The sequence below is a fragment of the Brachybacterium sp. AOP43-C2-M15 genome, assembly GCF_052446295.1.
GTDB lineage: Bacteria > Actinomycetota > Actinomycetes > Actinomycetales > Dermabacteraceae > Brachybacterium.
The window spans coordinates 301,018-325,444 of record NZ_JBQSWB010000003.1; the positions used below are offsets into that span (position 1 = coordinate 301,018).

The 24,427-nt window shown below is 73.7% G+C and carries 24 protein-coding genes; 8 read left to right on the forward strand and 16 right to left on the reverse strand.

Annotation, left to right across the window (positions count from 1 at the left end; translation table 11 throughout):
* Window positions 1–155: 155 nt before the first annotated feature.
* From ACT3SP_RS05110 to ACT3SP_RS05120, 3 genes are all read right to left on the reverse strand, one after another.
* A complete protein-coding gene (locus tag ACT3SP_RS05110) occupies window positions 156–509 on the reverse strand; it encodes a hypothetical protein (protein ID WP_444586161.1) in 354 nt (117 codons plus the stop codon).
* A 9-nt stretch (window positions 510–518) separates the two neighbouring features.
* Window positions 519–851, reverse strand: a complete 333-nt coding sequence (locus tag ACT3SP_RS05115; RefSeq protein WP_444586162.1) for a hypothetical protein — start codon at window positions 849–851, stop codon at window positions 519–521.
* Window positions 852–1,017: 166 nt separating this feature from the next.
* Window positions 1,018–2,520 carry an alpha-amylase family glycosyl hydrolase gene (locus ACT3SP_RS05120; protein WP_444586163.1) on the reverse strand — a complete coding sequence of 501 codons (1,503 nt, stop codon included), beginning with the start codon at window positions 2,518–2,520 and terminating at the stop codon, window positions 1,018–1,020.
* Window positions 2,521–2,759: 239 nt separating this feature from the next.
* Between ACT3SP_RS05120 and ACT3SP_RS05125 the strand changes: the two genes are divergently transcribed.
* From ACT3SP_RS05125 to ACT3SP_RS05140, 4 genes are all read left to right on the forward strand, one after another.
* Window positions 2,760–4,433: an OmpA family protein gene (locus ACT3SP_RS05125; RefSeq protein WP_444586164.1), complete on the forward strand. Its 1,674-nt coding sequence runs from the start codon at window positions 2,760–2,762 to the stop codon at window positions 4,431–4,433.
* Between the two features lie 64 nt (window positions 4,434–4,497).
* On the forward strand, window positions 4,498–5,286 hold the full coding sequence (locus tag ACT3SP_RS05130) for an alpha/beta hydrolase (protein WP_444586165.1): 789 nt from the start codon (window positions 4,498–4,500) through the stop codon (window positions 5,284–5,286).
* 49 nt (window positions 5,287–5,335) lie between these two features.
* Window positions 5,336–6,292 carry a hypothetical protein gene (locus ACT3SP_RS05135; RefSeq protein WP_444586166.1) on the forward strand — a complete coding sequence of 319 codons (957 nt, stop codon included), beginning with the start codon at window positions 5,336–5,338 and terminating at the stop codon, window positions 6,290–6,292.
* A gap of 139 nt (window positions 6,293–6,431) precedes the next feature.
* On the forward strand, window positions 6,432–6,716 hold the full coding sequence (locus ACT3SP_RS05140) for a YciI family protein (RefSeq protein ID WP_444586167.1): 285 nt from the start codon (window positions 6,432–6,434) through the stop codon (window positions 6,714–6,716).
* A 168-nt stretch (window positions 6,717–6,884) separates the two neighbouring features.
* Here the strand turns inward: ACT3SP_RS05140 and ACT3SP_RS05145 are convergent, their stop codons facing one another.
* The 10 genes from ACT3SP_RS05145 to ACT3SP_RS05190 form a co-directional block, all read right to left on the reverse strand.
* Window positions 6,885–7,394 carry a hypothetical protein gene (locus ACT3SP_RS05145; protein ID WP_444586168.1) on the reverse strand — a complete coding sequence of 170 codons (510 nt, stop codon included), beginning with the start codon at window positions 7,392–7,394 and terminating at the stop codon, window positions 6,885–6,887.
* A gap of 76 nt (window positions 7,395–7,470) precedes the next feature.
* Window positions 7,471–8,385: a LysR family transcriptional regulator gene (locus tag ACT3SP_RS05150; protein ID WP_444586169.1), complete on the reverse strand. Its 915-nt coding sequence runs from the start codon at window positions 8,383–8,385 to the stop codon at window positions 7,471–7,473.
* A gap of 238 nt (window positions 8,386–8,623) precedes the next feature.
* On the reverse strand, window positions 8,624–9,112 hold the full coding sequence (locus ACT3SP_RS05155; RefSeq protein WP_444586170.1) for a VOC family protein: 489 nt from the start codon (window positions 9,110–9,112) through the stop codon (window positions 8,624–8,626).
* 3 nt (window positions 9,113–9,115) lie between these two features.
* The gene (locus tag ACT3SP_RS05160; protein WP_444586171.1) at window positions 9,116–9,451 is read right to left on the reverse strand and encodes a helix-turn-helix domain-containing protein; all 336 of its coding nucleotides are present in this window, start codon (window positions 9,449–9,451) and stop codon (window positions 9,116–9,118) included.
* Window positions 9,448–9,993 (reverse strand): hypothetical protein, encoded by a 546-nt coding sequence (locus tag ACT3SP_RS05165; RefSeq protein WP_444586172.1) that lies wholly within the window; start codon window positions 9,991–9,993, stop codon window positions 9,448–9,450. Before ACT3SP_RS05165 ends, ACT3SP_RS05160 begins: the two co-directional genes overlap by 4 nt.
* A gap of 302 nt (window positions 9,994–10,295) precedes the next feature.
* A complete protein-coding gene (locus ACT3SP_RS05170; protein ID WP_444586173.1) occupies window positions 10,296–11,672 on the reverse strand; it encodes an LLM class flavin-dependent oxidoreductase in 1,377 nt (458 codons plus the stop codon).
* Window positions 11,669–12,658 carry an LLM class flavin-dependent oxidoreductase gene (locus tag ACT3SP_RS05175; protein ID WP_444586174.1) on the reverse strand — a complete coding sequence of 330 codons (990 nt, stop codon included), beginning with the start codon at window positions 12,656–12,658 and terminating at the stop codon, window positions 11,669–11,671. Before ACT3SP_RS05175 ends, ACT3SP_RS05170 begins: the two co-directional genes overlap by 4 nt.
* Complete coding sequence (locus ACT3SP_RS05180; RefSeq protein WP_444586175.1) at window positions 12,655–13,707, reverse strand: ABC transporter substrate-binding protein; 1,053 nt, start codon at window positions 13,705–13,707, stop codon at window positions 12,655–12,657. The genes ACT3SP_RS05175 and ACT3SP_RS05180 overlap by 4 nt, the downstream gene beginning before the upstream one ends.
* The gene (locus ACT3SP_RS05185) at window positions 13,704–14,639 is read right to left on the reverse strand and encodes an amino acid ABC transporter ATP-binding protein (RefSeq protein ID WP_444586176.1); all 936 of its coding nucleotides are present in this window, start codon (window positions 14,637–14,639) and stop codon (window positions 13,704–13,706) included. The genes ACT3SP_RS05180 and ACT3SP_RS05185 overlap by 4 nt, the downstream gene beginning before the upstream one ends.
* Complete coding sequence (locus ACT3SP_RS05190; protein ID WP_444586177.1) at window positions 14,636–15,664, reverse strand: amino acid ABC transporter permease; 1,029 nt, start codon at window positions 15,662–15,664, stop codon at window positions 14,636–14,638. The genes ACT3SP_RS05185 and ACT3SP_RS05190 overlap by 4 nt, the downstream gene beginning before the upstream one ends.
* Before the next feature lie 147 nt (window positions 15,665–15,811).
* On the opposite strand from ACT3SP_RS05190, the gene ACT3SP_RS05195 reads away from it, so the two are divergent.
* Window positions 15,812–18,391, forward strand: a complete 2,580-nt coding sequence (locus ACT3SP_RS05195; protein WP_444586178.1) for an FAD/NAD(P)-binding protein — start codon at window positions 15,812–15,814, stop codon at window positions 18,389–18,391.
* Between the two features lie 125 nt (window positions 18,392–18,516).
* Here ACT3SP_RS05195 and ACT3SP_RS05200 read toward each other — a convergent pair whose 3' ends face one another.
* Entirely contained in the window at window positions 18,517–20,256 is a 1,740-nt protein-coding gene (locus ACT3SP_RS05200; protein WP_444586179.1) for a SulP family inorganic anion transporter, read from the reverse strand.
* A complete protein-coding gene (locus ACT3SP_RS05205; protein ID WP_444586180.1) occupies window positions 20,253–20,621 on the reverse strand; it encodes an ArsR/SmtB family transcription factor in 369 nt (122 codons plus the stop codon). The genes ACT3SP_RS05200 and ACT3SP_RS05205 overlap by 4 nt, the downstream gene beginning before the upstream one ends.
* A 102-nt stretch (window positions 20,622–20,723) precedes the next feature.
* Here ACT3SP_RS05205 and ACT3SP_RS05210 point away from each other — a divergent pair, with 102 nt between their 5' ends.
* Together ACT3SP_RS05210 and ACT3SP_RS05215 are read left to right on the forward strand one after the other, a co-directional pair.
* Window positions 20,724–21,917: an erythromycin esterase family protein gene (locus ACT3SP_RS05210; RefSeq protein WP_444586181.1), complete on the forward strand. Its 1,194-nt coding sequence runs from the start codon at window positions 20,724–20,726 to the stop codon at window positions 21,915–21,917.
* Between the two features lie 85 nt (window positions 21,918–22,002).
* Complete coding sequence (locus ACT3SP_RS05215) at window positions 22,003–22,635, forward strand: hypothetical protein (RefSeq protein ID WP_444586182.1); 633 nt, start codon at window positions 22,003–22,005, stop codon at window positions 22,633–22,635.
* A gap of 35 nt (window positions 22,636–22,670) precedes the next feature.
* Here the strand turns inward: ACT3SP_RS05215 and ACT3SP_RS05220 are convergent, their stop codons facing one another.
* Complete coding sequence (locus ACT3SP_RS05220) at window positions 22,671–23,162, reverse strand: DUF2087 domain-containing protein (RefSeq protein WP_444586183.1); 492 nt, start codon at window positions 23,160–23,162, stop codon at window positions 22,671–22,673.
* Between the two features lie 176 nt (window positions 23,163–23,338).
* Between ACT3SP_RS05220 and ACT3SP_RS05225 the strand changes: the two genes are divergently transcribed.
* The gene (locus ACT3SP_RS05225; RefSeq protein WP_444586184.1) at window positions 23,339–24,349 is read left to right on the forward strand and encodes an aldo/keto reductase; all 1,011 of its coding nucleotides are present in this window, start codon (window positions 23,339–23,341) and stop codon (window positions 24,347–24,349) included.
* The last annotated feature ends 78 nt before the right edge of the window (window positions 24,350–24,427 follow it).

Consider the following 24,427-nt stretch of genomic DNA (forward strand, 5'->3'; position numbering starts at 1 on the left):
GATCGGGAGGACCCGACGGTCGGGACCGATGGCTTAGCTTAGTCAACTATTCCGACGATCGATACCCGATAAGCGCTCTCCGAGGCGGCGCGGCGCGGCGGCGTCCGTGCCGACCGTCCGACGGGAGGCCGAGCCTGCCGATGGGGAGGAGGTCCTCAGGCGTCGGCGTCGGCCGGAAGCCATTCGCCGTAGGCGGCGTCGGACAGCAGCGCGGCGGCGCCGGCGGAGGCGGCGGTCACCGTGAGCACCGCGGGCCAGGAGCCGATCCGCTTCGCGAGCGGGTGCGAGAGGCCGAAGCCGAGCACGTAGGTCGCGCCGAGCACCGCGGTGGTGGCGGGCCCCCGACGGGCCAGCCAGGTGCGGCCCGCGTAGACCCCGGCCGCGGCGAGCACCACGCCGCCGAGCGGGCGGATCCCGGTCTCGCGGGCGGTCAGCCAGCCGCCGATCAGCCCGAGGGCGACGACGGGGGCGGTGTGCACGGACGCGGCGGGCTTGATCGACATGCTCATGACACGAGCCTACGACGGCTCTCTCGGCGGCGGCTGGGACGGCGGATCGTCCCGGAGGATGCCGGGCAGCATCCCCAACGCGTCGAGCTCGGTGAGATCGCCGGACGCGAACGGGGCCCCGGACGCCACTGCGGTCAGGGCGGCCGCCTCGTCGGCATCGAGTCTCCCTGCGTCGGCCGCTCGAGCGATCGACGAGGCCACCAGCGTGCGCAGGGTGTCGCCACGGGACACGGTGTGGACCGCCTCGAGGTCGCCGCGCAGCCGTTCGAGGGCGACCGCTGTGGCCGCGAGCGGCGAGTCGAAGGGGAAGCTGGGGACGTGTGTCCCGTGGGCATCGGCCATCCGACAATCGTCGACGAGGGGGCGACTATCTGCGTCGACTCGCATGTCTGCCCAGGGGAAATGACGTCGCGGGCGTCCTTGCGGGGAGCGTTATCTGCGCGAGGTGGCCTGTGGATGTGCGCAGGGCCGATTCTGGGGAGCGCGCTCCGGCGGAGCGGGACCGCGGTCAGCGCACCACCGCGATGCCGTGCGCGGGCACGGTCCCGCCCGCGGCGGGGCCGACGCCGTCGAGCATGTCCGCGCCGCTGACCGCCTCGAGCACCTCGCCGGGGGCGGGCCGGTCCTCGTCGCCGAGGTTCAGCACCAGGGTGAGCGGCGCCGGGTCGGCGGAGGCCGGGGTGTCGGAGGCCGGGGCGTCCCCGTCGGCCGCGCCCCGTCCCGCGTCCCCGTCGGCCCCCTGCGGGCGCGGGGTGAGCACGATCTGCGCCCAGGTGTTCTCGAGCGTGTCCTCGTCCACGTGCACCGAGGCGGTGGCGAGCCAGATCTCGCGCCGCCGCAGGGAGAACAGCCGCCGGTGGACCTCGAGGATCCGCGGCGCGGCCTCGGCCTTCAGCAGGGAGAGGGGGTGGGGGCCGTCGGGCGCGCTGCTCGGTGAGGAGGCGGCGGCGACCACCTCGTCGGGGGTGCCGGGGAACCAGGGGCGGATCGCGTCGTCCCCGCCGGCCCGCTCCTCCTTGACCGCGGCGGCGCCGAACTCGTCCCCGGCGTAGACCGTCGGGATGCCCGGGAGCAGGGCGAGCAGCGCGATCGCGGCGGCGAGGTCGCGGCCGTCGGCGAGCTGGGAGGCGATGCGGGTGGTGTCGTGGTTGCCCACGAAGGTCTGCGGATGGCGGCCGCCGTCGGCGTCGAGGAACCCCTGGTGGCGGCCCAGCGCATGGGCGAGCTCGAAGAGGTTGTGATCGCTCAGCCCCGACCAGATCGCCTTCCACAGCTCGTACTGCGTGATCGAGTCCGCGCCCGAGGCGGCGGCGAAGCCCGGGTAGTCGCCGTGGATGACCTCGCCGAGGATCCATGCCCCGGGGTGCTGGTCGCGCACGCGCTCGAGGATCGGGGCCCAGGCCTCGGCGCCCGCGGCGTACATCGCGTCCAGCCGCCATCCGTCGGCCCCGCGCTCGAGCCAGCGCCCCATGATCTCCACGACCCGGTCCTGCACGACCGGGTCGGCGAGGTCGACCTCGACGAGGTCGTCGTTCCCCTCGAAGCCGTACGGGCTCGAGCCCGCCCAGCGGATCAGCGCGCCGTCCGCGGTGCCGGGACCGGCGGAGATCGCGCGCCGCGCCACCGGATGCCGCTCGGAGACGTGGTTGAACACCCCGTCGAGCACCACCCGGATCCCGCGCTCGCGGCAGGCGGCGACCAGGGCGTCGAAGTCCTCCTCGTCCCCGAGGCGCGGGTCCAGCCGACGGTGCTCGAGGGTGTCGTAGCCGTGGGAGACGGAGTCGAAGATCGGGTTCAGCAGCAGCACGTTCGCGCCGAGGCCGACGAGGTGGTCGAGCCAGCCGTCCAGGCGCCGCAGCCGATGCACCACGTTCTCCCCGGCGGCTCCGCCGTAGCCCTCCCCGCCGAGGTCCTCGCGGTGCCGCGGCGCACCGCAGAAGCCCAGCGGGTAGACCTGCCAGCAGATCGCATCGCGGATCCATGCGGGGGAGGACGGCGCCGTCGTGTTCATGGCGCCATCGTAGGGCGGGCCGCTGGGTCCCGTCGCCGGACGGGGAGCGCCGCCGGACCGGCAGGGCGTCGGACCGGCAGGCCGTCGGGCCGGCAGGCGTCGGACTGGCGGGCCGGCAGACCGTCGGACGCGCGGGACCGGGAACAGCCGGCATCGTCCGTGCCGCCGTGGGCCGGCTGGCAGACTGTGTGCCCGAACCGGCGCATCGGCCGGCGGGGGAGAGGGCGGGGAGCGCGCTGATGCGGACGTGGACCAGACGGCAGGCCATCACGACGTGGGGGCTCGGGCTCGGGGCGGGGGCGGTGGTCCCGCTGCTGGCCTCCTGCACGCAGGAGGACGACCCGGAGGATCTCGGGACCGCCAAGGGCGAGGCGCAGGCGGAGGCGACCGACGCCGCGGGGACCGCGGAGCCCGGGGATCCGGAGGCCGTCGTCGCGACCTGTGCGGTGGTGACCGAGCTCGGGGAGCTCGAGCTGGACGTCCTCCCCGTGGTGCGTGCCGGCGACTGCTGCGTGCTCACCATGGATCTGCGGGTCACCCAGCAGCCGGAGGGGGACGGATCGCTCCGCGGGCGCCGCTTCGAGGGCGACGCGACCCTCGTCTCGGGCCCTGTGACCGCGGAGGGATGGGCGGCGCTGCGCCTGATCGACGGCGGCGGGAGCCAGGTGCGACTGCTCGCGACCACGTCCGACGGGGACCCGGTGGGTCGCTCCTCCGCCTCCCTGTCCGAGGCAATGGAGTCCGACGAGGCGATGCGTCTCCAGATGCTCTTCGCCGCCCCGGAGGACGATGTCACGAGCATCGGGCTGCTCCTGCCCGGCTGGTTCGTGCCCGACATCCCGGTGGTCGACGGCGCCGCGCCCGAGATCGCGGCCGACGGCGACGAGGAGATCCCGGACCTCGACGCCCTGATCGAGCAGGCGGAGGTCCTGCCCGTGCTGCCGCTCGAGGGGTACACGCGCCAGCTCGACGGCGGTGTCGAGGTGATCGAGTCCGAGGAGAAGGTCGAGATCCGGCTCGCGGGAGACGTGCTCTTCGACAGCAGCTCCTACGAGGTCGACGGCCGCGCCGACGAGGTCCTCGACGCCGCGGCGGCCACCATCTCCGACTACGAGGGCGGGACCGTCGCCGTGGTGGGCCACACCGACGACGTCGGCGGCGACGCCGAGAACCAGACCCTCTCGGAGAATCGCGCGACCGCGGTCGCCGAGGCCCTCGCGGAGCGGATCGACACCTCCGTCCACCAGCTGATCACCGAGGGCCGCGGTGAGTCCGAGCCCCTGATCGACGACGCCTCCGACGAGGCCCGTCGGCTCAACCGCCGCGTCGAGCTCACGCTGACCTCGCGCAGGGTCGAGCGGACCGAGGTCGACACCAGCGGCGAGGTCCCGCCCTTCGATCCCGGACTGCTGGGGGACGGCCAGGAGGCCGACGCCGCCGAGGGGTTCGTGCGCGTCTCCAGGTCCGACGTCCGTTATCGCGTCTCCGCCCCCGCCGCCCGGCGGCTCGACGGCCTGCTCGAGGTGACGGTGCTCGCCGAACGGCTCGAGGAGGGCAGCACCGGGGAGGTCGGCTACGGGGACACCGTCGATCTCGGCACCGGGGTCTACAGCTACCGCGGCGACTCCACCGGCTACTCCTCGCACAATGCCGGCTTCGCACCGCGCCTGCTCGTGGGGAGCACTGCGACGTACCCGCTCGACTACCGTCTCGGCGACTCCGCCATCGAGGGCGACGTCGAATGGCGCAACGCCTCCGACACCAGCGCCTCCGACGACGCCCGACCGGGGGACACGCTGCGCTTCGTCGCGCTGTACCGCGACCTGCCCGGCGTGGACACCGTGGTGCTCGAACAGACTGCCGTGCTCGGCGCCACGCCCTTCCGCCTGACCGGCATCCCGATCGAGGGATGACCGTCCACGTGACGTCCTTCCCGCCCCGCCCGCCCCACCCGCCGCACCGACCCCAGGAGCACCGATGATCCGCCTGCGCACCGATTTCTTCGCCGAGTCCCTCGGCATGGGCACCTCCATGGTGGTGCTGATGCCCCAGGCCGCCCCCGGGATCGGCATGGAGGGTGCCGACGCGACGGGCGGGCCGGGAGGCGCCCCCGACGGGGTCCCGGTGCTCTACCTGCTCCACGGCCTCAGCGACGACTGCACCATCTGGGAGCGCCGCACCTCGATCGAGCGCTACGCGACCGAGAAGGGCATCGCCGTGGTGATGCCGGAGGTGCGCCGCTCGTTCTACACCGACGAGGTGGTGGGGGAGAAGTACTGGACCTACGTCTCCGAGGAGCTGCCCGAGCTCGTCGCCCGCACCTTCCACGTCTCCACCGCTCGGGAGGACACCTTCGTGGCGGGTCTGTCGATGGGCGGGTTCGGTGCGTTCAAGCTCGCCCTGAACCATCCCGATCGCTTCGCGGCCGCGGCGAGCCTGTCCGGGGCGATCGATCTGACCACGATGGACCTCACGGCGCGCGACGAGTCGATGCCGGCACGGATCTGGGGTTCGCGTGACGTGACCGGCACCGCCGATGACCTGGTCGGGCTGCTCGGCGCGGCGGATCCGCAGACGCTGCCCGCGCTGTTCCTGGACTGCGGCACCGAGGACGGTCTGCTCGAGCAGAACCAGCGCTTCATCGACGCCGCCGAGCGCAGCAGCGTGGACCTCACCTCGCGGCTCCGCCCCGGCGACCACGCCTGGGAGTTCTGGGACCAGGGCATCCAGGACGTCCTGGACTGGCTGCCGATCCGGGGCCGGTGACGGGGACCTCTCTCCTGGTCCTCCCGCGGGCCACCGCTACCCTCAGCTCATGACCTCTGAGATTCTCTCCCGCCGCAGCCTCGCGGCCATGGCGCTCGGCCTCCTCGATGCAGGGGCGGCGTCGGGCTGCGCGCCGTCCGCGGAGACGAATCCTCCGGCAGAGGTGGGCACGACCAGGGGCCTCGACAGCCCGGGGCTCGACGGCGCCTCCTTCACGGTCGCGATGCCGGACGGGACGTACACGGTGACCGGAGTCGGGGTGCACGAGTCCGCGGGCCCGGAGGCCTCGCCCCTGCGGGCGCCCGAGGGCGCGGTGGTCATCACGCTGGACGTGGGGAGCGCCGAGCGCACCGGATCGGGGCAGCTGGTGCGCACGCGGACCACCTTCCAGGTCGCCGCGGGCGGGGAGACCCACGACCTCGGGGGCCCCGTCCCCACCGGGGGCGCGGGAGTGGTCGTCCCCGGGGACGGCTCGGATGCCGTGATCGAGGTGGTCCACGAGGGGCGCGTCGCCCGTTTCGCCGTCTCCGACGGCGAACGCCTGGACGAGGAGCCCCTCTACGCCGCCACCGACCCCGAGACCATCCGCGAGGAGCTGCCGATCGAGGACCTGGTCGACGGCGACCTGTGGACCGCGCCGGAGTTCTCCGCGGAGCTGGTCCACTCGACGTTCTCGACGATGGCCGGCTGGGCACCGGCAGGGTCCGCGTGGCTCGAGGCCCGGGGCCTCGGGATCTCCCGGCAGGGCACGGTGGTCCGCGGGAGACGCACTCCCGATGTCGTCACGACGATCACCGCGAGCCGACTCGTGGTCGACGGGGACGCCGTCGACACCGAGACAGGAGCCCTCGAGGACTCCCTGCAGTTCGCGTGGGTGCAGGTGCCGCTGGGTGCCCTGGAGGCCGCCGTCGAGATCACCTACGACGTCGAGATCGACGGGAGCGTGATCGCGACGGATCTGACCCGCACCGTGGACGCGGGGGAGCTGGCCGCCCTCACGGTCTGAGAAGCCGCGGGGCCGACCGCGGAGATCGGTGCCGCCGTGGGACGCCGCTCGGGCGAGCACGCCGGTGGGGCACGATGGACCCAGCCCTGCGCGGCCGATGCCCGACGTCGGCCCGCATCCCTCGATCCCAGGAGCAGCCGTGGCCCTCTTCGCCGTCCAGTACACCTACATCGACGATGCGGAGCGGGTGCAGTCCGTCCGCCCCGAGCACCGTGAGCACCTGCGGGAGCTGCACGCCGAGGGCACGCTGCTGCTGGCGGGCCCGCTGAGCGGTGCCCCCGGGGCGCTGCTGATCGTCAGCGCGGAGTCCGAGGAGGCGGCCCTGGCCGCCCTGGACGGCGACCCGTTCCTGCGCGAGAGCGTGATCGTCGACCGCAGCGCGCGGGAGTGGGCGGTCTCGATCGGGGAGCTGCCCACGGCCTGAACCGGACTCTCGCCGCGGGCCTGGACCGGACTCTCGCCGCGGGCCTGGACCGGACTCTCGCCGTGGGCCGGGACCGGACTCTCGCCGCGGGCCCGGACGCGACGCTCGCCGGAGGGTCGTGCCCGGCGCTCGCCGGAGGGTCGTGCGCGGCGCTCGCGGCAGGGCGGGTCAGGCCTGGCCGCGGCCCTTCGCACGTTCGGCGCCCGCGGCCTGCATGTCCAGCAGCTGCACGACGCTCGCGGCCGGGGAGACCTCGTCCCCGACGATGACCAGCGGGATCGCCTCGTCCCCGCCGTGGCCCGCGAGGAACTGCTGTGCGGCGGGATCCTGGTAGACGTTCACCCAGATCAGGTCCTCCCGCGGGCCGCGGATCGCCGCCTGCAGGCGCGCCGAGAGGGGGTTCCCAGGTGCCCACAGCACGATGGCCATGTCGTCGCCGCGGCGTTCGAGGGCGCTCGCGAGCGGGGTGTGCGGCCCGGCGCGGAGCGGGCTCGTCCAGTACGCCATGAACAGGCTGAACAGAACGACCGCGACCGCCGCGAGGTACTGGTCGGCGAGTACCAGCAGCGCGGTCAGGAGCAGCCCGCCCACCAGCAGCAGCGCCGGTCGCAGCCATGCCTTCCGCGGGGCGCGGCGGCGCGGCGCGGCGGCGGGACCGGGGGCCTCGTGACGGGTCATGGCTCCAGGGTAGGCGTGCTCGCTGGACGTGTGCTCCGGGGAGAGCGGCCCCGGCGGCGTGCGTGCGCCGATCCGCTCAGATCATCACGGCCGTGGCCAGGCGGTCGTTGGTCTCGGCGACCAGGGCGTCCCGCAGGGCGCGCACCGCGGGGATCGCGAGGGCGCCGCGACGGTTGAGCAGGCCGATCATCCGGTTGTCGAGGTCGGGCACCGCGCGCACCACGACATCCGCGGACGGTGCGGCCTCGAGCGCGGTCTCCGGCATGAGGGCGACGCCGCCGCCGTGCATGATCAGCTGCTGGACCACGATCGTGTCGTCGGTCGAGTGACGCACCGTCGGAGAGAAGCCGGCCCGCCGCGCGCTCGAGATGAGGTTCGCGCGGCAGCGCTCGCAGCCCGCGATCCAGGGGTCCTTCGCGAGGTCGCCGAGGGTGAGATCGGGATCCTCGGCCCGGGGATGGTCGCGCGGCAGCACCGCCATCACGCGATCCTCCATCAGCGGGGTCCACTCCAGGGTGCCCTCGTCGCCGATGTCGCTGCACGGGTAGCGGAACACCAGCGCGAGGTCCAGCTCGCCCTCGCGCAGGGCGACCACGGCGTCCGGCGGCTCCAGCTCGGAGAAGGTGACGTCGAGGTCGGGGGCGGTCTCCGACAGGGTCTTCAGCACCGGCGGCAGCAGCATCGCGGCGGCCGACGGGAAGGTCCCGAACTTCACCGAGCCGCGGCGCAGCGCGGTGATGTCCGCGAGCTCCTCCTCCGCGGCGTGCAGCTGCGCGGCGATCGCCTCGGCGTGCGCGGCGAGCCGGCCCCCGGCCTCGGTGGGGGTGATGCCGGAGGAGGAGCGCAGCAGCAGCTGCGTGCCCACCTCCTTCTCCAGCGCGGCGAGGTGCTGGGAGACGGCGGGCTGGGTCCAGCCCAGCTCGCGGGCGCCGGCGCCGATCGAGCCGTTGCGCACCACGGTGCGGAAGATGAGCAGGCGACGAGGATCCATGCCCACCATGATAGACGCGGGTAGCAAGCCCTGCTTATGGCTTTGCGCTCAGCGATCGGCGGATCCCGGCCCGTGCGAGCGGGGCAGAAGTGGGGGAACTCGGCGTCGATTCCCCACTTCTGCCCCGTTCGCCGTGCTGGTCCGCCCCGTTCGCCGTAGCGGTCCGGCCCGCCCCGTTCGCCGTGCTGGTCCGCCCCGGCCCGACCCGCCCGAGGCCCCGCGCCGCGCCTCGAGCGGGTCAGGAGGTCGCGGCGGCGGGCTCTCCGGGGTAGGTGCCGATGGTCCAGAGGTTCCCCTCCGGGTTCGCGAGGGTGAGGTCGCGTCCGCCCTGCTCGGGAGCTCCCAGCGGTCGGTGGATCCGAGCGCCGGAGCCCTCCGCCTGCGCACGCTGCGCGATCGCGTCGAGGCCGGCGTCGTCGGTCACCAGGTACACGCCCTGGGTCCCGGGCTCGCGCTGGTACTCCGCGTCCGGACGGTGGGTGCCGAACATGACGCCTCCGCCCCCGGGCCAGTCCAGCTGGGCGTGCGCGATGGTGTCGTCCTTCCCGGGCACGACGAGGGTCTCGACGAAGCCGAGCACGTCGCACAGGAAGCGGATCTCGTCGCGGGCGTCATGGGCTTGGAAGGCGGGGAAGACCGCGCTCACTGGGCGTGGCCCCCACGGCGGTCGGGACACGTCGGAGTGCTGCGGGGTGCCGGGCTGGGGGATGTCGTTGGAGGTGTTCATGGCTCAATCCTGGACGGTGCCGTGGCCGCCTGCTTGAAGATTTCGGCGCTCCTCGTGGATCCACCGGGTGGGCGAGGTGCCCGTGAACCGGTGGAAGTCGCGCGTGAGGTGGGCGTGGTCCGAGAATCCTGCGTCCGCCGCGACGGTGGAGAGGTGCGGGGTGCGGCCCGCGTGGACGGTCGCGGCGATCCTCTCGAGCGACGTCTCGAAGCGCGCCAGCCGGGCCGCGCTCTTCGGACCGATCCCGAACTCGCGCGCGAACTCGGTGCGCAGCTGCCGCGAGGAGAGCGTCACCCGGTGCGCGAGGGCGTCCATCGTGATCCGACCGCGACTGGTCACCACGAGCCGCCACGCCTCGGCGACCTCCGGACGGACGCTCCCTGCGGCGGGCCGGTGGTCGGCGCTCCACGAGCGGAACGTCCGGGCGATGAGGTCGATGCGCCGGGGCACTCGGTCGTGCTTCCGACCTGCTCCCGCAGGTCCTGCCCGGCCCGGCCCAGCACGTCCGTGGCGTCGAAGGCCCTCACGAGATCGGCCGCTCGCGTCCCGAACAGGGCGCGGGCCGCGAGCGGCTCGATCTGGAGCTGGATGCCCTCCTGGGTCGAGGGCTGCTCGAGGAGCACCGGGGTCGTGTGCATCCCGGCCAGGACGAGATCCGCACGGGCATCGCGCGGTGCCCAGGGCGCCGACTCGTCGCGCACCGTGGAGACGGGGCCGTCGAGGCTGACGATGGCGGTCAGGGTGGTGCTCGGCAGCCCGCGGTGCCTCCCCGGCTCCAGCCCGCGGCCCCGGTAGGTCGTCCCCCGCCGCAGTCCGGGCACAGCTCCGCGGGCCACGCTCGCGAACTCGAGTGCGGCAGGCGGTGCGGCATGATCGCTCACGCCTCCAGGGTGGTCCTCCCGTGCACGGGCGGCAAGCGTCCGACCCCGCCTCTCCGCCGGTGCTCGTGCTCGAGCGCAACGAAGTGGGGGGAACAGGCCGTGGATTCCCCCCACTCCGTTGCGCTCCCTGATGTGGGACCTGAGAGGGAGAGCGGAGGGGGACAGAGGAGAGCGCGGAGGGGGACAGAGGAGAGCGCGGAGGGGGACAGAGGGGAGCGGGGAGCGGGGAGAGGGAGCGGGGAGCGGGGAGAGGGGAGGGGCGAGGGGGAGAGGGATTCTCGGGTCTCGTGCGGCCCCCGCCCTCACACCTCCGGCAGGCCCAGGTTCTCCCGCAGCGTCGAGCCCGCGTACTCGCTCGGGTACACGCCCCGCTCCTGCAGGCGCGGCACGAGGTGGTCCACGATGTCGTCCAGGCCCGAGGGGATCAGCCACGGGGTGATGTTCAGCCCGTCGATCGCCCCCAGTCGCGCGAACTCCACCAGCCGGTCCGCGACCGCGTCGTAGCTGCCGGTGAAGGCGCCGCGGCGGGAGCCGGACTTCGCCCGCGCGAACTCCAGGATGGACTGTCCCTTCTCCGCGGCCTCCTCGCGCCAGGAGCGGGTGAGCTCCTCCGCCTTGGCGAACTGGAAGCCGCTGCCGCGGGTCACCCCGGACTCCGCCACCTCCGGGGCCACGTCCGGCAGCGGGCCGTCCGGGTCGAAGTCGGAGAGGTCCCGTCCCCAGTACTGCTCGAGCAGGGCGATCGCCTGCTCGGGGCCGATCTGCAGGTCGCGCACCCAGCGGATCTTCTCGTCGGCCTCCTCCTCCGTCGGCGCCAGCACGATCTCCGCGCCCGGGAGGATCTTCACGCTGCCCGGATCGCGGCCGGCGGCGACGGTGCGCTCGACGATGCTGCGGCGGAACTCGACCGCCGCCTCGAGCGAGCCGTGCGGGGAGAAGATGACGTCGGCGGTGCGGGCGGCGAAGTCCTGGCCGGCGGGGGAGGCGCCCGCCTGGAACAGGGTGGGCCGGCCCTGCGCCGAGCGCGGCAGGTCCCCCTGGGCGCGCACGGAGTAGTGGGCGCCGTCGTGGCTGATCTGCTCACCGCGCCAGAACTGCTCGGCGACCTCCACGAACGCCTCGGCATGGGTGTAGCGGTCGGCGTGGTCGAGGTAGCCGCCGCGGCGGAAGTTCTCCCCGGTCCAGGCGTTGTCGGTGGTGACGATGTTCCAGCCGGCCCGGCCGCCGGAGAGCAGGTCGAGGGTCTGCAGGCGTCGGGCGAGGTCCACCGGGTCGTTGTAGGTGGTGTTCTGCGTGGCGACCAGGCCGATGTTCTCGGTGATCGCGGCGAGCGCGGCGAGCAGCGTCTGCGCGTCGGGGCGACCGGCCACGTCGAGCTCGAAGGGCACGCCGCGGTGCTCGCGCAGCCGCAGGCCCTCCCCGAGGAAGAAGGCGGCGAACTTCCCGCGCTCGGCGGTGCGCACGAGGGACTCGAAGGACTCCCACGCCACCTGGTCCCCGCTGGAGGGCAGGCGCCAGATCGTCGAGGAGTTCACCCCCTGGAAGAACACGCCGAGGGCGAGCTGTCCGGTGGGGGTGTGGTCCGGGTGGAGGGGGTGCTCGGCCGGACCGGTGGCGAGGGCCTCGGCCTCGGCGGAGAGGGGAGCGTCGGCGAGGGCGGGGAACTGGGCGGTGGTCATGCGGACTCCTCGCGGGTCTGGCGGGCGCGGTCGCCGCGCCGTGCGGGATCACGGTGGAAGGGGGCGGGCTCGAGGCCGAGCTGTGTGCGCAGGTCCTGCCCGTCCCGGGGCGCGGGAGCGATGAGCCCCTCGGCGCGCAGGGCGGTGGCGAGCTCGGCGACCGTCCCCGGCGCGTCGGCCTCGAGGTCCAGGCCCACCAGGCGCACGAGCCGCACCGAGGCGCCGTCGGCCGTGTGCGTGGTGGCCTCCCGGATCAGCGTGCTCAGGGCGTCGGCCCGTGCGCCGCCGGAGACGTCGAGGTCCAGCACCCGCCCGTCGGCCCGCTCGGTCGTGTGCTCGCCCACGGCGGCGCGGTCGGTGTCCGCCACCAGCACGGGCAGCAGGCCCTGCGGGGAGCGGGGTGTGATCGCCGGGCCGCGCACCGAGAAGGTCTCGGCCTCCACGTCCGCGTACTGCAGGCGGGAGGCGTCGACGTACACGCCGCGCTCGGTGTCGCGCACCACCGCGTCCGGGGCCCAGGAGTCCCACACCCGGCGCACGGCCTCGAGCACGTCGGCGGCCTCGCGGGCGGTGGCGTCGAGGTCCAGGACGGTGCGGCCGACGGTCGCGGGCACCGCCGGATCGGTCTCGGCGCTCAGCAGCCAGCCGGCCCGGCCGTGGGTGATGTGGTCGAGGCTCATCAGCTGCGTGGCCAGGTGGAACGGCTCCACGTAGATCGCGTCGGTGCGGGGCAGCAGCCCCACCGCCTCCGTCAGCGGGGCGAGGTGGGAGGCGACGTGGATCGGGTGCAGCCCGCCGTCGCTGAGGGTCAGGGCGCCGACGCCGGCCCGCTCGAGGTCGCGGGCGAGACGGGCGAGCTCGGGCAGCAGCGAGGGGGCGGTGACCAGGTCGACGGCCAGGGCGGGCAGGACGCGGGCCGACGGGTCGGTGCCCTCCGCGGCCCCCTCGTGGCCGAGTGCGGCGGTGGGAAGGGTGGTGGTGCTCACGGGTTCTCCTGGGTGTGGGCGCGGGATTCGGTGAGGGCTTCCTCGGTCAGCTGCCAGCGCTCGAGCACCTGTGCGTAGGTGCCGTCCTCGATCAGCGCGTTCAGCGCCGCGGCGTAGGGCTCGGCGAGGCCGCTGCCGGCGGGGAAGGTGCCCGCGACCAGGGTCTCGTCCGGCCAGCCGGCGTTGATCTTGCCCTGCAGCTCGAAGTCGTCGCGGCGGGCGGCGATGAAGCTCAGCGAGGCGAAGGGGGAGATGTAGCCGTCCACCCGGCCGGACCCGAGGGCGAGCAGGGTGTCGGCGTCGGTCGAGTAGTTCTTCAGCTCCGCCGGCTCCTTGCCCGCGTCCTCGAGCTCGGCGTTCCAGTCGATGAGGATGCGCTCCTGATTGGTGGCGGCGCCGACGGCGATGAGACGGCCGCTGAGGGAGTCGGCATCCTCCAGCCAGTAGTCCGCGCCCTTCTTGACCAGGAAGGACATGAAGGCGGCGCGGTAGGAGGCGAAGTCGAACTTCTGCAGCCGCTCGGCGTTGATGCCGATGTTGGAGTGGACCACGTCGAACTCCCCGGCCTCGAGCTTGAGCGGCCAGTTCTCCCAGGTGGTGATCTTCAGCTCGAACTCGAGGCCGAGCTTGTCCGCCACGATCCGGGCGATGTCGATCTCGGAGCCGATGTAGGTGGTGTTGTCATCGGCCAGGAACGAGAGCGGGGCGGTGCCGGTGCCGTTGATGCCCACGCGCAGCACGCCGGCCTCGGCGATCTCGTCGGGCAGCAGCGCGGCGACCTCCTCGTCCGCCGAGGCGCGGATCAGCTCCTGGGAGCCGGAGGTGTCGATGCCGCCGCTCTCCTCGCCGCCGCCGTCGGACGCGTCGGAGCCGCCGCCGGCCCCGGCGGAGGAGGCGGGGACGGGGTCGGAGCAGGCGGCGAGGAGACCGGCGGGCAGCAGCAGGCCGCCGGCCGCCACGGAGCGGCGGGACAGCAGGCGTCGGGACAGCAGGCGTCGGGACTGCTGGCGTCGGGACTGCGGGCGCGGGAGACGGTGGGGAGCGGTCATGAGGGGTCCTCGAAGCGGTGAGGGGACGGGGTGGAGGAGGGCGCGGGGGCGGCCGACGGCGGCTGGTCGCCGCTGCGCACGCGCTGCAGGAACGAGCGGGTGCGATCGTGCCGGGGACGGTCGATGACCTCGGCGGGCGGTCCCTGCTCGACGATCCGGCCGCGGTCCATGAAGACCACGGTGTCGGCGACGTCGCGCGCGAAGGAGATCTCGTGGGTGACGATCACGAGGGTGGTGCCGGCCCGGGCGAGGGAGCGGATCACCTCGAGCACCTCCTCGACCAGCTCGGGGTCCAGGGCGCTGGTGGGCTCGTCGAACAGCAGCACCTTGGGGCGCAGGGCGAGGGCGCGGGCGATCGCGACCCGCTGCTGCTGACCGCCGGAGAGCTGGCGCGGGTAGACCTCCGCCTTGTCGGAGAGCCCCACCAGCTCGAGCAGCTCGCGGGCATGGGCCTCCGCCTCGCGGCGCGGCACGCCCAGGGCGCGACGGGGCGCCTCGGTGACGTTGGCGAGCGCCGTCATGTGGGCGAAGAGGTTGAAGCTCTGGAACACCATGCCGATCGCCGTGCGCTGGCGCAGCACCTCGTGCTCGTGCAGTTCGTGCAGCAGGTCGCCCTCGCGGCGGTAGCCGATGACCTCGCCGTCCACGCTGATCAGGCCCTGGGTGAGGGGCTCGAGATGATTGATGGTGCGCAGCAGGGTGGACTTCCCCGAGCCGGAGGGGCCCAGGATCGCGGTCACCGAGCCGGGCGGGATGCGCAGGTCGATGCCGCGCAGCACCTCGAGGTCCCCGAAGGACTTGTGCACGCCGCGGATCTCGACCAGGCCGCCGACCGCCGGGGGGTCCGACGCGGCACCGTCGGCCGACGGCGCGTCCGTCGAGGCGGTGGAGGGCGCGGGCTCGGGGCGGCGCCGGCGGGTCAGCAGGGTCATGCGGGAGCTCCCGTCGGGGTGGGGCGTCGGCGGGTCAGGCGCGCGCGCAGGGACTGCAGCGGGGTGGGCGGCAGGGTGCGCACCGCCCCCTTGGAGTAGTGGCGCTCGATGTAGTACTGCCCGATCGACAGCGCGGAGGTGATCACCACGTACCAGACCGTCGCGACCAGCAGCATCGGCAGCACCTGCTGGGTGCGGCCGTAGATCAGCTGGATCGTGAAGAACAGCTCGGCGTGGGCGAGCACGTAGACGATCGAGGTGCCCTTGACCAGACCGATGATCTCGTTGAAGGCCGGGGGCAGGATCGCCCTCATGGCCTGCGGCAGCACGATCCGCAGGGAGCGGTCGCGGGCGGGGATGCCGAGCGCGCTGGCCGCCTCGAGCTGGCCCTGGTCCACCGAGAGGATGCCGCCGCGGATCATCTCCGCCGCGTACGCCGCCTGGTGCAGCCCCAGGCCCAGCACCGCGGCGAGCATCGGGGTCATCAGGTCGCTGGTGCGGGCCTCGAAGAAGGCGGCGTCGGTGAAGGGGATCCCCAGGCTGACGCGCTCGTAGAGATAGCCGAGGTTGTACCACAGCAGCAGCTGCACCAGCAGCGGCGTGGAGCGGAAGATCCAGGAGAAGGTCCAGCTCACGCCCGAGATCAGGCCCGACGGCGAGAGCCTCATGAGGGCGAGCACGAGGCCCAGGCCGAAGCCCAGGGCGCCGGCGACCACCGTCAGCTTCAGGGTCTCCAGCAGTCCGCGGATGATCGACTCCGCGAAGAACCACTGCGCGACCACTCCCCACTCCCAGCGCGGGTTGGTGACGAAGGAGTAGAGGATCGCGGCGACCACCAGGCCGACGACGACGGCGAGCACCGCGCGGCCGGGATGGCGCGCGGGCACCACCCGCAGATGGGACAGGTCCTCGCCCGTGGGCTGCGATGCGTGGGCCGACATGTCCTGCGCTCCGATCGCGGACGCGGGCCCGTCGGCCGGGGTGGCCGGGGCCGTTCGAGGTGCGATCTCGACGGAGGAGGTCATGGTGTGCCTTCCGTGACGGTGCATGAACCGGGGGACGGTCCTGGCTTGCAGGAGCCGACGCTATAAGCCAATCTAATGGAGATGCAAGGTGACGGCTATGAGTCGTCATGCTGCGACACAGAGGCACCTCAGAAGGGAATCCGACGGATGAACTCCCGGATCACCACCGCGAGCACCCGGCTCGTGATCGTCGGCGGCGGGCCGCGCGCGATCGGCGTGCTGGAGCGGCTCGGCGCGAGCGCCGGTCAGCCCGACCAGGCCGAACGGCTCGAGCGCACGCCCGTGCACATCGATATCGTGGATCCCCACATGCCCGGTGCCGGTCGCATCTGGCGCGCCGACGAGAGCCCTCTGCTGCTGATGAACTCCCGCGCGGCCGATGTGTCGATCTTCACGGACGAGACCGTCGAGTGCGCGGGCCCCGTGACGGCCGGTCCCTCGCTCGCCGAATGGGCCGAGGGGATCCGCCAGGGCACGATCGCGGCCCCCACGGCGGGCACCGAGCGCCTCGAGGAGATCCGGGCGCTGACGGCGACGGACTTCGCCTCCCGTCGCGTGCAGGCGCTCTACCTCGAGTGGTTCTTCGGCCAGGTGCTCGCCGCGCTGCCGCACACCGTCACGGTCGCCGTGCACCGCACCACCGCCACCGCGGTCGCGCCCGCAGGCGGGACCGGCCCCGCCGCCGAGGACTCCCCCTGGCGCGTCGAGCTCGAGGACCGGGCGCCGCTGCACGCCGACCTGCTGCTGCTGGCCGCCGGGCACACCGATGCCCGGCCGACGGCCACCCGCCACCAGCTGGCCGCCTTCGCGCGCCGCCACGGCGGCGTGTACCTCCCGCCCGCGCAGGCCTCCGACGTGCAGCTCGACCTCCTCGCACCCGGCCAGGACGTGATCGTGCGCGGGATGGGCCTGGCCTTCATCGACCTCATGGCGCTGCTGACCGAGGGCCGCGGCGGCGAGTTCGCCCCCGATCCCCGCCCCGGGGAGCCCGGCCGCCTCGCCTACCGCCCCTCCGGGCGGGAGCCGCACCTCTGGGTCGGCTCCCGACGGGGCGTGCCCTACCACTCGAAGGTCCGCGACGAGGGGGATCCCGCGGGACCCGGGGACCTCGCGCACGTGTCCGCCGAGAACCTGGCCGCCCGGGAGGATGCCGAGGGCCGGCTCGACTTCCGCGCCGACGTGGTGCCGCTGATCGCGGCCGAGATCGCCCGCTGGGTGCCCGACGCCCCGACCGCCGCACCGGGGGAGGAGCCCCTCGCCTGGCTCGACGAGCCGCTGTCCTGGCTCGAGGGGGAGGCCCATCCGCAGGTCACCCGCGACGCCGTGGTGCGCAGCATCGAGCACGACCTGCGCTCGCGCACCCAGGGGGACACCGCCTCCGCCCGTGCCCTGTTCCAGCTGCTGCTGCGCCTGCACGGCGTGCTGGTGGACCAGCTCCCGGCCACCCGTCTGCGGGGAGACGCCGCTCGCGACTACCCGCGCTGGTGGCACTCGCTGTTCAGCTTCGTGGACTCGGGCCCGCCGCCCCACCGCCTGCACCAGCTGCTCGCCCTCGAGCGCGCCGGCGTGGTGCGCTTCCTCGGGCCGCGCCTGCGGATCACGGCCGACGAGAGCACGGGCCGCTACGTGGCCCGCGGAGCCGCCGGGGTGCGCGTGGCCGCCGACTCCCTGATCGACGCCTTCCTGCCCGAGGCGTCCCTCGCGGACTCCACGAACCCGCTGCTGCGCGATCTGGTCGAGGGCGGGGCCGAGGCGGTGGGTCGGGAGGCCGCCGCCTCGCCGGGCACCCTCGAGGTCGACCACCGGCATCGGGTGATCGCCCCGGACGGCACCGTCCGGCGCGCGCTGTGGGCCGTCGGCCCCTGGACCTCCGAGCTGCCCATCGGCGCCTTCGCCCGCCCGCGCACCAACGCCCCCTGCCACCGTCGCAACGACGCCCTCGCGCGGGACCTGCTCGAGGCGGCCCTGGCGCACGGGGAGACCGCCGCGCGGACCTCCGCAGCGACGGCGGGCCTGGCCCCGGAGGCCCCGGCGGCCTCGGCGAGCCCGGTGCCCGCCGCTCCCCGGGCCGTGCGCGCGCCCCGGCTGGGCGTGCTCGGTCCCGGCAAGAGCGGCAGCGCGCTCGCCCGCACCGCGCTGCGCCGCGGCCTCGAGGTGCACGTCGCCGGCCGGGCCGGAGCGGCCTCGCTCGCCGCGAAGCTTCCCGGTGCGCGGGCCGTGGACGTCGAAGAGCTCGCGGTCACCTGCGACGTCGTGGTCATCACGCTGCCCCTGCACGTGGCCCTCGAGCTCGACCCCGAGGCGCTGCGGGACGTGGTGGTGATCGACGCGACCAACCCCTGGGGCGAGGTCGACGCCGCGGCGGTCACCGCCGCCCGCGCCGCCCTCGGCGACGCGAGCGCCGAGCTGTCCACCAGTGAGCTGCTCGCGGCCCGCCTTCCCGGGGCCAGCATCGTCAAGACCCTCAATCACATCGGGTACCACGACGTCGAGGACCAGGGCCGTGAGCACGGCGACCCGCGGCGCCGCGCGATCGCGGTGGCCGCGGACGACGCCCGTGCGGCCGAGACCGTGGGCACGGTGCTGCACCGGATCGGGTACGAGCCGGTACGGGTCGGGTCCCTCGCCGAGGGCCGCGAGCTCGAGCCCGGGGCGGGACTGTTCAGCGGCTGGAGCACCCGGGACGAGCTGCATCAGCGGCACCGCGAGCGGGTGCGCGCGGCCTGAGCGCACGGCCCCTGGGGGCGCCGGCGCCCAGGGCCCGTGCGGTCGCCGGTCCTGCGGTCGGGGCTCGCGCGATCGCGCGACCTGCGGTCGGGTCCCTCGCCGTCGGGACCCGCGCGATCCGGGTCTCAGCGATCGAGCTGCGAGGTCGGCACCGCCTGGCCCGCTCGCGCGCGCTCGACGTGCGAGCGGGCGTGCTCGAGCGCCCCGTCGAAGTCCACGAAGAGGTGCTTGTGGTGGCGCAGCGCCGCGAGCACGCCCACTCGTCGGAACAGGGCGCTGTGGCTGTCCTGCACGCCCTTGATCAGCACCGTGATCCCGCGCCGCTCGAGGCCGCGGACGATCTCCGCGAGCACCTGGGCGCCGCTGGCGTCGACCCGCTCCAGCCGGGAGAGACGCAGGATCACCACGGTCACCGAGCGCACGCCCATCACCGTCTCGAAGACCCTCTCGGAGGAGACGAAGAACAGCGGCCCCTGGAAGCGCACCGCGACGATCGAGTCGTCGAGGTCGCTGGGCTGATCGGCCTCGATCGGCTCGAGGCTCACCCCGGTGGAGCGGGAGGCGGCGCGCAGCGCGACCACCGCCGCGAGGGTCACCCCGATCAGCACCGCGACGATCAGGTCGAAGGACACGGTGATCAGCGCCGTGATCACGAAGATCCAGGCATCGCTGCGGGTCGAGGTCATGATCGAGCGCACGGTCGCCGCGCGCACCATGCGGATCGCCGTCATGAACAGCACCCCGGCGAGCGCGGCCAGCGGGATCGATCCGACCGGTCCGGCGGCGACGTACACCACCGCCAGCAGCACCAGGGCGTGGACGATCGAGGCGAGGCGGGTGCGTGCCCCGGCCCGGATCGAGACCGAGGTGCGCGCGATGGCGCCGGTGGCGGGCATGCCGCCGAACAGGGAGGCGCCGATGGAGGCGACGCCCTGCCCCACCAGCTCGCGGTCGGGGTCGAAGGCGCCGGTGTCCGCCATGGTCCCGGCGACCCGCGCCGAGAGCAGCGACTCGATCGCGGCGAGGGCCGCGACGGTGAGCGCGGCCGGCAGCAGCACCGTGAGCAGGGACGGGTCGATGCTCGGCAGCGAGGGGGCCGGCAGGGTCGAGGGGATCGCGCCGATCGTCGCGAGCGGGCCCGGGAGCAGCGCGGCCAGCACCGCGACCACCGCGATGCCGATCAGCGAGCCGGGGACCGAGGGATGGATCCGGGGGGCGATCACCATGCACGCCGCCACGATCGCCACGGCGCCGAGCGCCCAGGTCAGGTACTCGGCATCCGCGGCGGCGAGCGACTGCACTGCCGCGACCAGTGCGTTCGAGCTGTGCTCGCCCGGGGCGGTCGGGGCCGCGGAGGCGATCAGGGGGATCTGCTGCATGAAGATGATGCAGGCGATCCCGAGGGTGAATCCCTCGATCACCGGCCAGGGGATGATCGAGACCACCTTGCCCAGTCGGAGCAGCCCGGTCACGGTCACGATCAGCCCGGCCAGCAGGGTCACTGCCGCGATCGCGCCCACGCCGTAGGTCGCGACGATCGGGACCAGCACCACCACCATGGCGCCGGTGGGGCCGGAGACCTGCACGTTCGAGCCGCCGAAGACGGCGGCGAGAAGGCCGGCGACGATCGCGGTGACGAGACCCTGCTCCGCGGTGAGGCCGGAGCTGACGCCGAAGCCGAGCGCCAGCGGCAGGGCCACGATGCCCACGGTCACCCCGGCCAGGAGGTCCTTCCGCCAGGTCCGTCGGACCAGGCGGTAGTCCTCGCGGGCGGGCCACAGGTCGCGGGAGCGGGTGATCGCGGCGCGCAGTCGCCGGGCACGGGTGGGGGCGGCCGACGGGGGTGTGGTCCCGGCGGCGGTCATCGGCCGACGCCCTGGATCTCGGGGAGGCCCTGCGCCGTGGAGAGGCGGTCGGTGTCCTCGCTCAGCATGCTCAGCAGCAGGGCGCGCGCCACGGCCAGCAGCTCGCGGATGCGGGGGTCGGCCAGGCGGTAGTAGACGTGGCTGCCGCGACGCTCGGAGACCACCAGGTGGTGACGGCGCAGCACGGACAGGTGCTGGGAGAGGTGGGAGGCCTCGAGCTCGGTGTCCGCCTGCAGCTCCGAGACGCTCACCTCGTCGGCGGCGGAGAGCAGCTCGAGGAGGCGGATCCGGAACGGATGGGCGAGGCCCTTGAACAGGTTCGCCTTGACCTCGTAGAGGGGGCGCTGATTCTGGGATAGCGGCATGATGAAATCATCATATCGCGGATCGTTCGATGGCCGGTGCGGGGTGTGACCGGGGCGATGAGATGCCGGCAGGGGGCGAGCCGCGGATGCGACGATGCTCCGGTGAGCGCCGCCCTCGTCGACCAGCTGCTGCCCGTGCTCGGGGAGGACGGGGTGCTCGGTCTCGGCGAGCCCACCCACGGCAGCGCGAATGCTTTCGCCTGGAAGTTCGGCATCATCCATGAGCTGGCGCGGCGGGGCCTGCTGGGCGCCCTGGCGTTCGAGGAGTCCTTCACCGTCGGCCTGCGGGTCGACGCCGTGCTGCGCGGCGACCGCGAGCTCGGCACCGCCCGTGGTGCCGCCACTGGCGGAGATCTCCACCTCGCCGATGATCTCGACACCGCCTGGGACCTCGGCACTGACGGGGACCTCGACGCCGCCTGGGACCTCGGCAGCTCGATCTGGGACACGGAGACGATCCGTGCGGGGATGCGGGAGCTGCGCGTGCTGACGGGGCAGCAGCCCCGCGAGCGCCGCACCCGCTTCGTCGGGATCGACATCTCCAAGCCCTACCGCACGGCCCGCGCCCTGCACGGGCTCGGTCATCGGACGCCGGAGCTCCGGGTCGTGGCGGAACGGGTCGTCCTGGACCAGGGGCAGGTCCTCGCGCTCGGGACGACCTGCCGCCGGATCGAGTCCGCGGCGGAGGAGCCCGCGGCCTCTCTCGCCAGGAACCTCCGCCGCCACGCCGATGCCTACCTCGCCGCGCCCGACCTCTCGCGGCTCCACCGCCGTGACCTCCACATGGCGCGCACCCTGCTCGAGAACCTGCCCGCCCGGGGCATCACCGTGGTCTGGGCCCACAACGAGCACCTGGCCAGGAATCCCGACGGCTTCGGCGGGCCCGCGATGGGGCACGTGCTGCGCCAGGAGCTCGGCGCCCGGTACCACCCCGTCGGCGTGCTCTGCGGGGAGGGCACGTGCCGGGCCGTGGACCCGTCCATCGGCGGCGACGGGACGGGCGAGTACACGTCTGTCCCGCTGCCCCCGGCGCGCCCCGGATCCACCGAGCACGCGCTCCGGGCGCCCCGTGACGGCGTCTCGATCGGCGGCGATGCGATCGACGGTGCCTCCGTCGTGACCGCCGAGGAGTTCACCCATCCCGGGCCCCGGAGATTCCTCGGCTGGAGGATCGACACCTCCCTGTTCGCCGACCCGTATGCCGTGCGGGAGACCTTCGAGGTGGATCGACCCTCGTCCGACTTCGCCGCGCTCGCGTACCTGCCGGAGAGCATCGCCGACGTCTCGTGGCGGTGAGGGCGCCTCACAGCCGCGCTCTCGGCGACAGCTGCCTGCCCGGGCGGGGCTCGCCTCGCCCGCGACAGGTGTCTACAGTGGCCGCATGGCGATCAGGTGGGGACGAGACGAGCACGGACCGGGTGGGGACGCGTCCTGGCTCGGAGGGAAGGACCGCGGCGGAGACGGCCTGCCCGGCCGCGACGACGCGGGACCGCTCCCAGGGCGCGGACGCTCGGGTGACGGCGCGGAGGACATCTCCGATCGCCGCGCCGACCCTGTCCCCGACGACAGTTCCTCGGCCGGTTCGGACGTCAGCCCGGACGTCAGCTCGGACGTCAGTTCGGGCGTCACCTCGGACTTCAGCTCTGACTTCGGCTCGGACGTCACCTCGGACGGCGGTTCTGACGGCAGCTGGGAGCAGCCCTCCGCCGAGGAGATGGCGCCCCGCTTCGGGGAGTCCGCCGGCGGCTCGTCGGAAGACCTGAACGGCGAACAGGAGTCCCCCTGGCGGTCCGGTTTCGAGGGGGTCGCCGGCTCCGGGAGCAGGCAGGGATCCCGCCACGGCAAGGGGTCCGGCGCCCAGGTCGGCGGGATCCTCAGCTCCGTGGTCGTGCTGGTGGTCTTCGCCGTCTTCGCCCGCCAGTTCGGATTCGACATGTGGTGGGTCCTGCTGATCGTCGGGGTCCCGCTGATCAACCGCGTGATCCGGTTGGTGGGGCGCAACAGCAGGGGCTGAGCCGCTCCCAGGGCGAGCGCCCGGAGGGCTGCAGGTCAGGGAGGCGGCGCGAGCCGGTACGCGGACCCGTCGGCCGAACGTGTCAGCACGCCCGCATCCACCGCATCGCGCCGCACCAGGGCGACGTCCGCGGCGAACATCGCGATCGCGGCGTTCAGCTCCGCCTCGCCGAGGGTGCGCTCCACCCCCACCCGCTCGAACACGATCCGGGCGATCCTGCCGCTGACCTCGCGCGACTCCTCCGTCGGCACCGGGATCCCGTCCAGTCGGCCGACCTCGAGGATGGCCTCCGAGGAGCGCATCAGCGCGAGGGCGTCGGTGGTGTCCCGCAGCGCCTCGACGTCCACCTCGCCCTCCTCGCCGAGCCAGTCGAGGCGGGAGAGCGGGCCGTGCACCGACGGGTCCTCCGCCGGTCCCGCACCGGTGAGGAGGTCGCCGAGGGCGCGGCGCAGCTTCGGTGCGGACAGCATCGCGAACAGCATCCGCGCACGGCCCAGCGGGGTCGCGAGGTCGCGGTGAGCGGTCATCGGGGTCGTCCTTCCGGGGAACGTGCACGGGAGAGGTCGCGGTCAGGATGCCACGGCGGTCGCGAGGCGCGCGCGGGAAAGGGTTCCCTGGCAGAACCTCCCTCATCGCGGGGCGTCGGGGGAGGATGGGACCCGGGCGGACAGCGCCCGGCAGCCGTCACGAGAAGGAGCATCCGATGGAGTACGTGAAGCTGGGACGCACCGGCCTGGAGGTCTCCCGACTGTGCCTGGGCACGATGGGGTTCGGCGACCCCGCGCGATGGATCCACCCGTGGGTCCTCGAGGAGGACGCCGCGAGACCTGTCATCCGGCACGCCCTGGACCAGGGCATCAACTTCTTCGACACCGCGAACGTCTACTCGCTCGGTCGCAGCGAGGAGATCGTGGGGAAGGCGCTCGCGGACTACGCGAACCGGGACGAGATCGTGCTGGCCACGAAGGTGCACGGACGGATGCACGAGGGGCCGAACGGGGCCGGTCTCTCCCGCAAGGCGATCCTCTCCGAGGTCGACAAGAGCCTCGAACGGCTCGGCACCGACTACATCGACCTGTACATCATCCACCGCTGGGACCACACCGTCCCGATCGAGGAGACCATGCGGGCGCTGGACGACGTGGTGCGCTCCGGGAAGGTGCGCCACATCGGCGCCTCGGCGATGTTCGCCTGGCAGTTCCTGCAGGCCCAGCACGTCGCCGAGACGAACGGCTGGACGAAGTTCGTCTCCATGCAGAACCACCACAACCTCCTCTACCGCGAGGAGGAGCGGGAGATGATGCCGCTGCTGCGCGAGCTGGGCGTCGCCTCGACGCCGTACAGTCCGCTCGCCGCGGGCAGGCTCACCCGCGACTGGGACGCGGACACCGAGCGCGCCCGCACCGACGCCACCGCGAGGACCAAGTACGACGCCACCGAGCAGACGGACCGAGCGATCGTCGAGAAGGTCGCCACGATCGCTGAGCAGCGCGGCGTGCAACGGGTGCACGTGGCTCTGGCCTGGCTGCTCGCACAGGACCCCGTGGTCTCCCCGATCATCGGGGCGACGAAGAGCTCCCACCTCGATGCCGCGCTCGGCGCCCTGGACCTCGAGCTGACCGGCGAGGAGCTCGAGACGCTCGAGGCCCCGTACGTGCCGCACCCCGTGGTCGGGGCGCTCGCCCCGGGGGAGACGACGACGCCGCGCCGCTGATCGTTCCCCGTCCCTGTCCCGGGTGCGCCCTGTCCCGGGTGCGCCCTGTCCCCGGTTCGGTGGGCGGGGGGTTCCGGG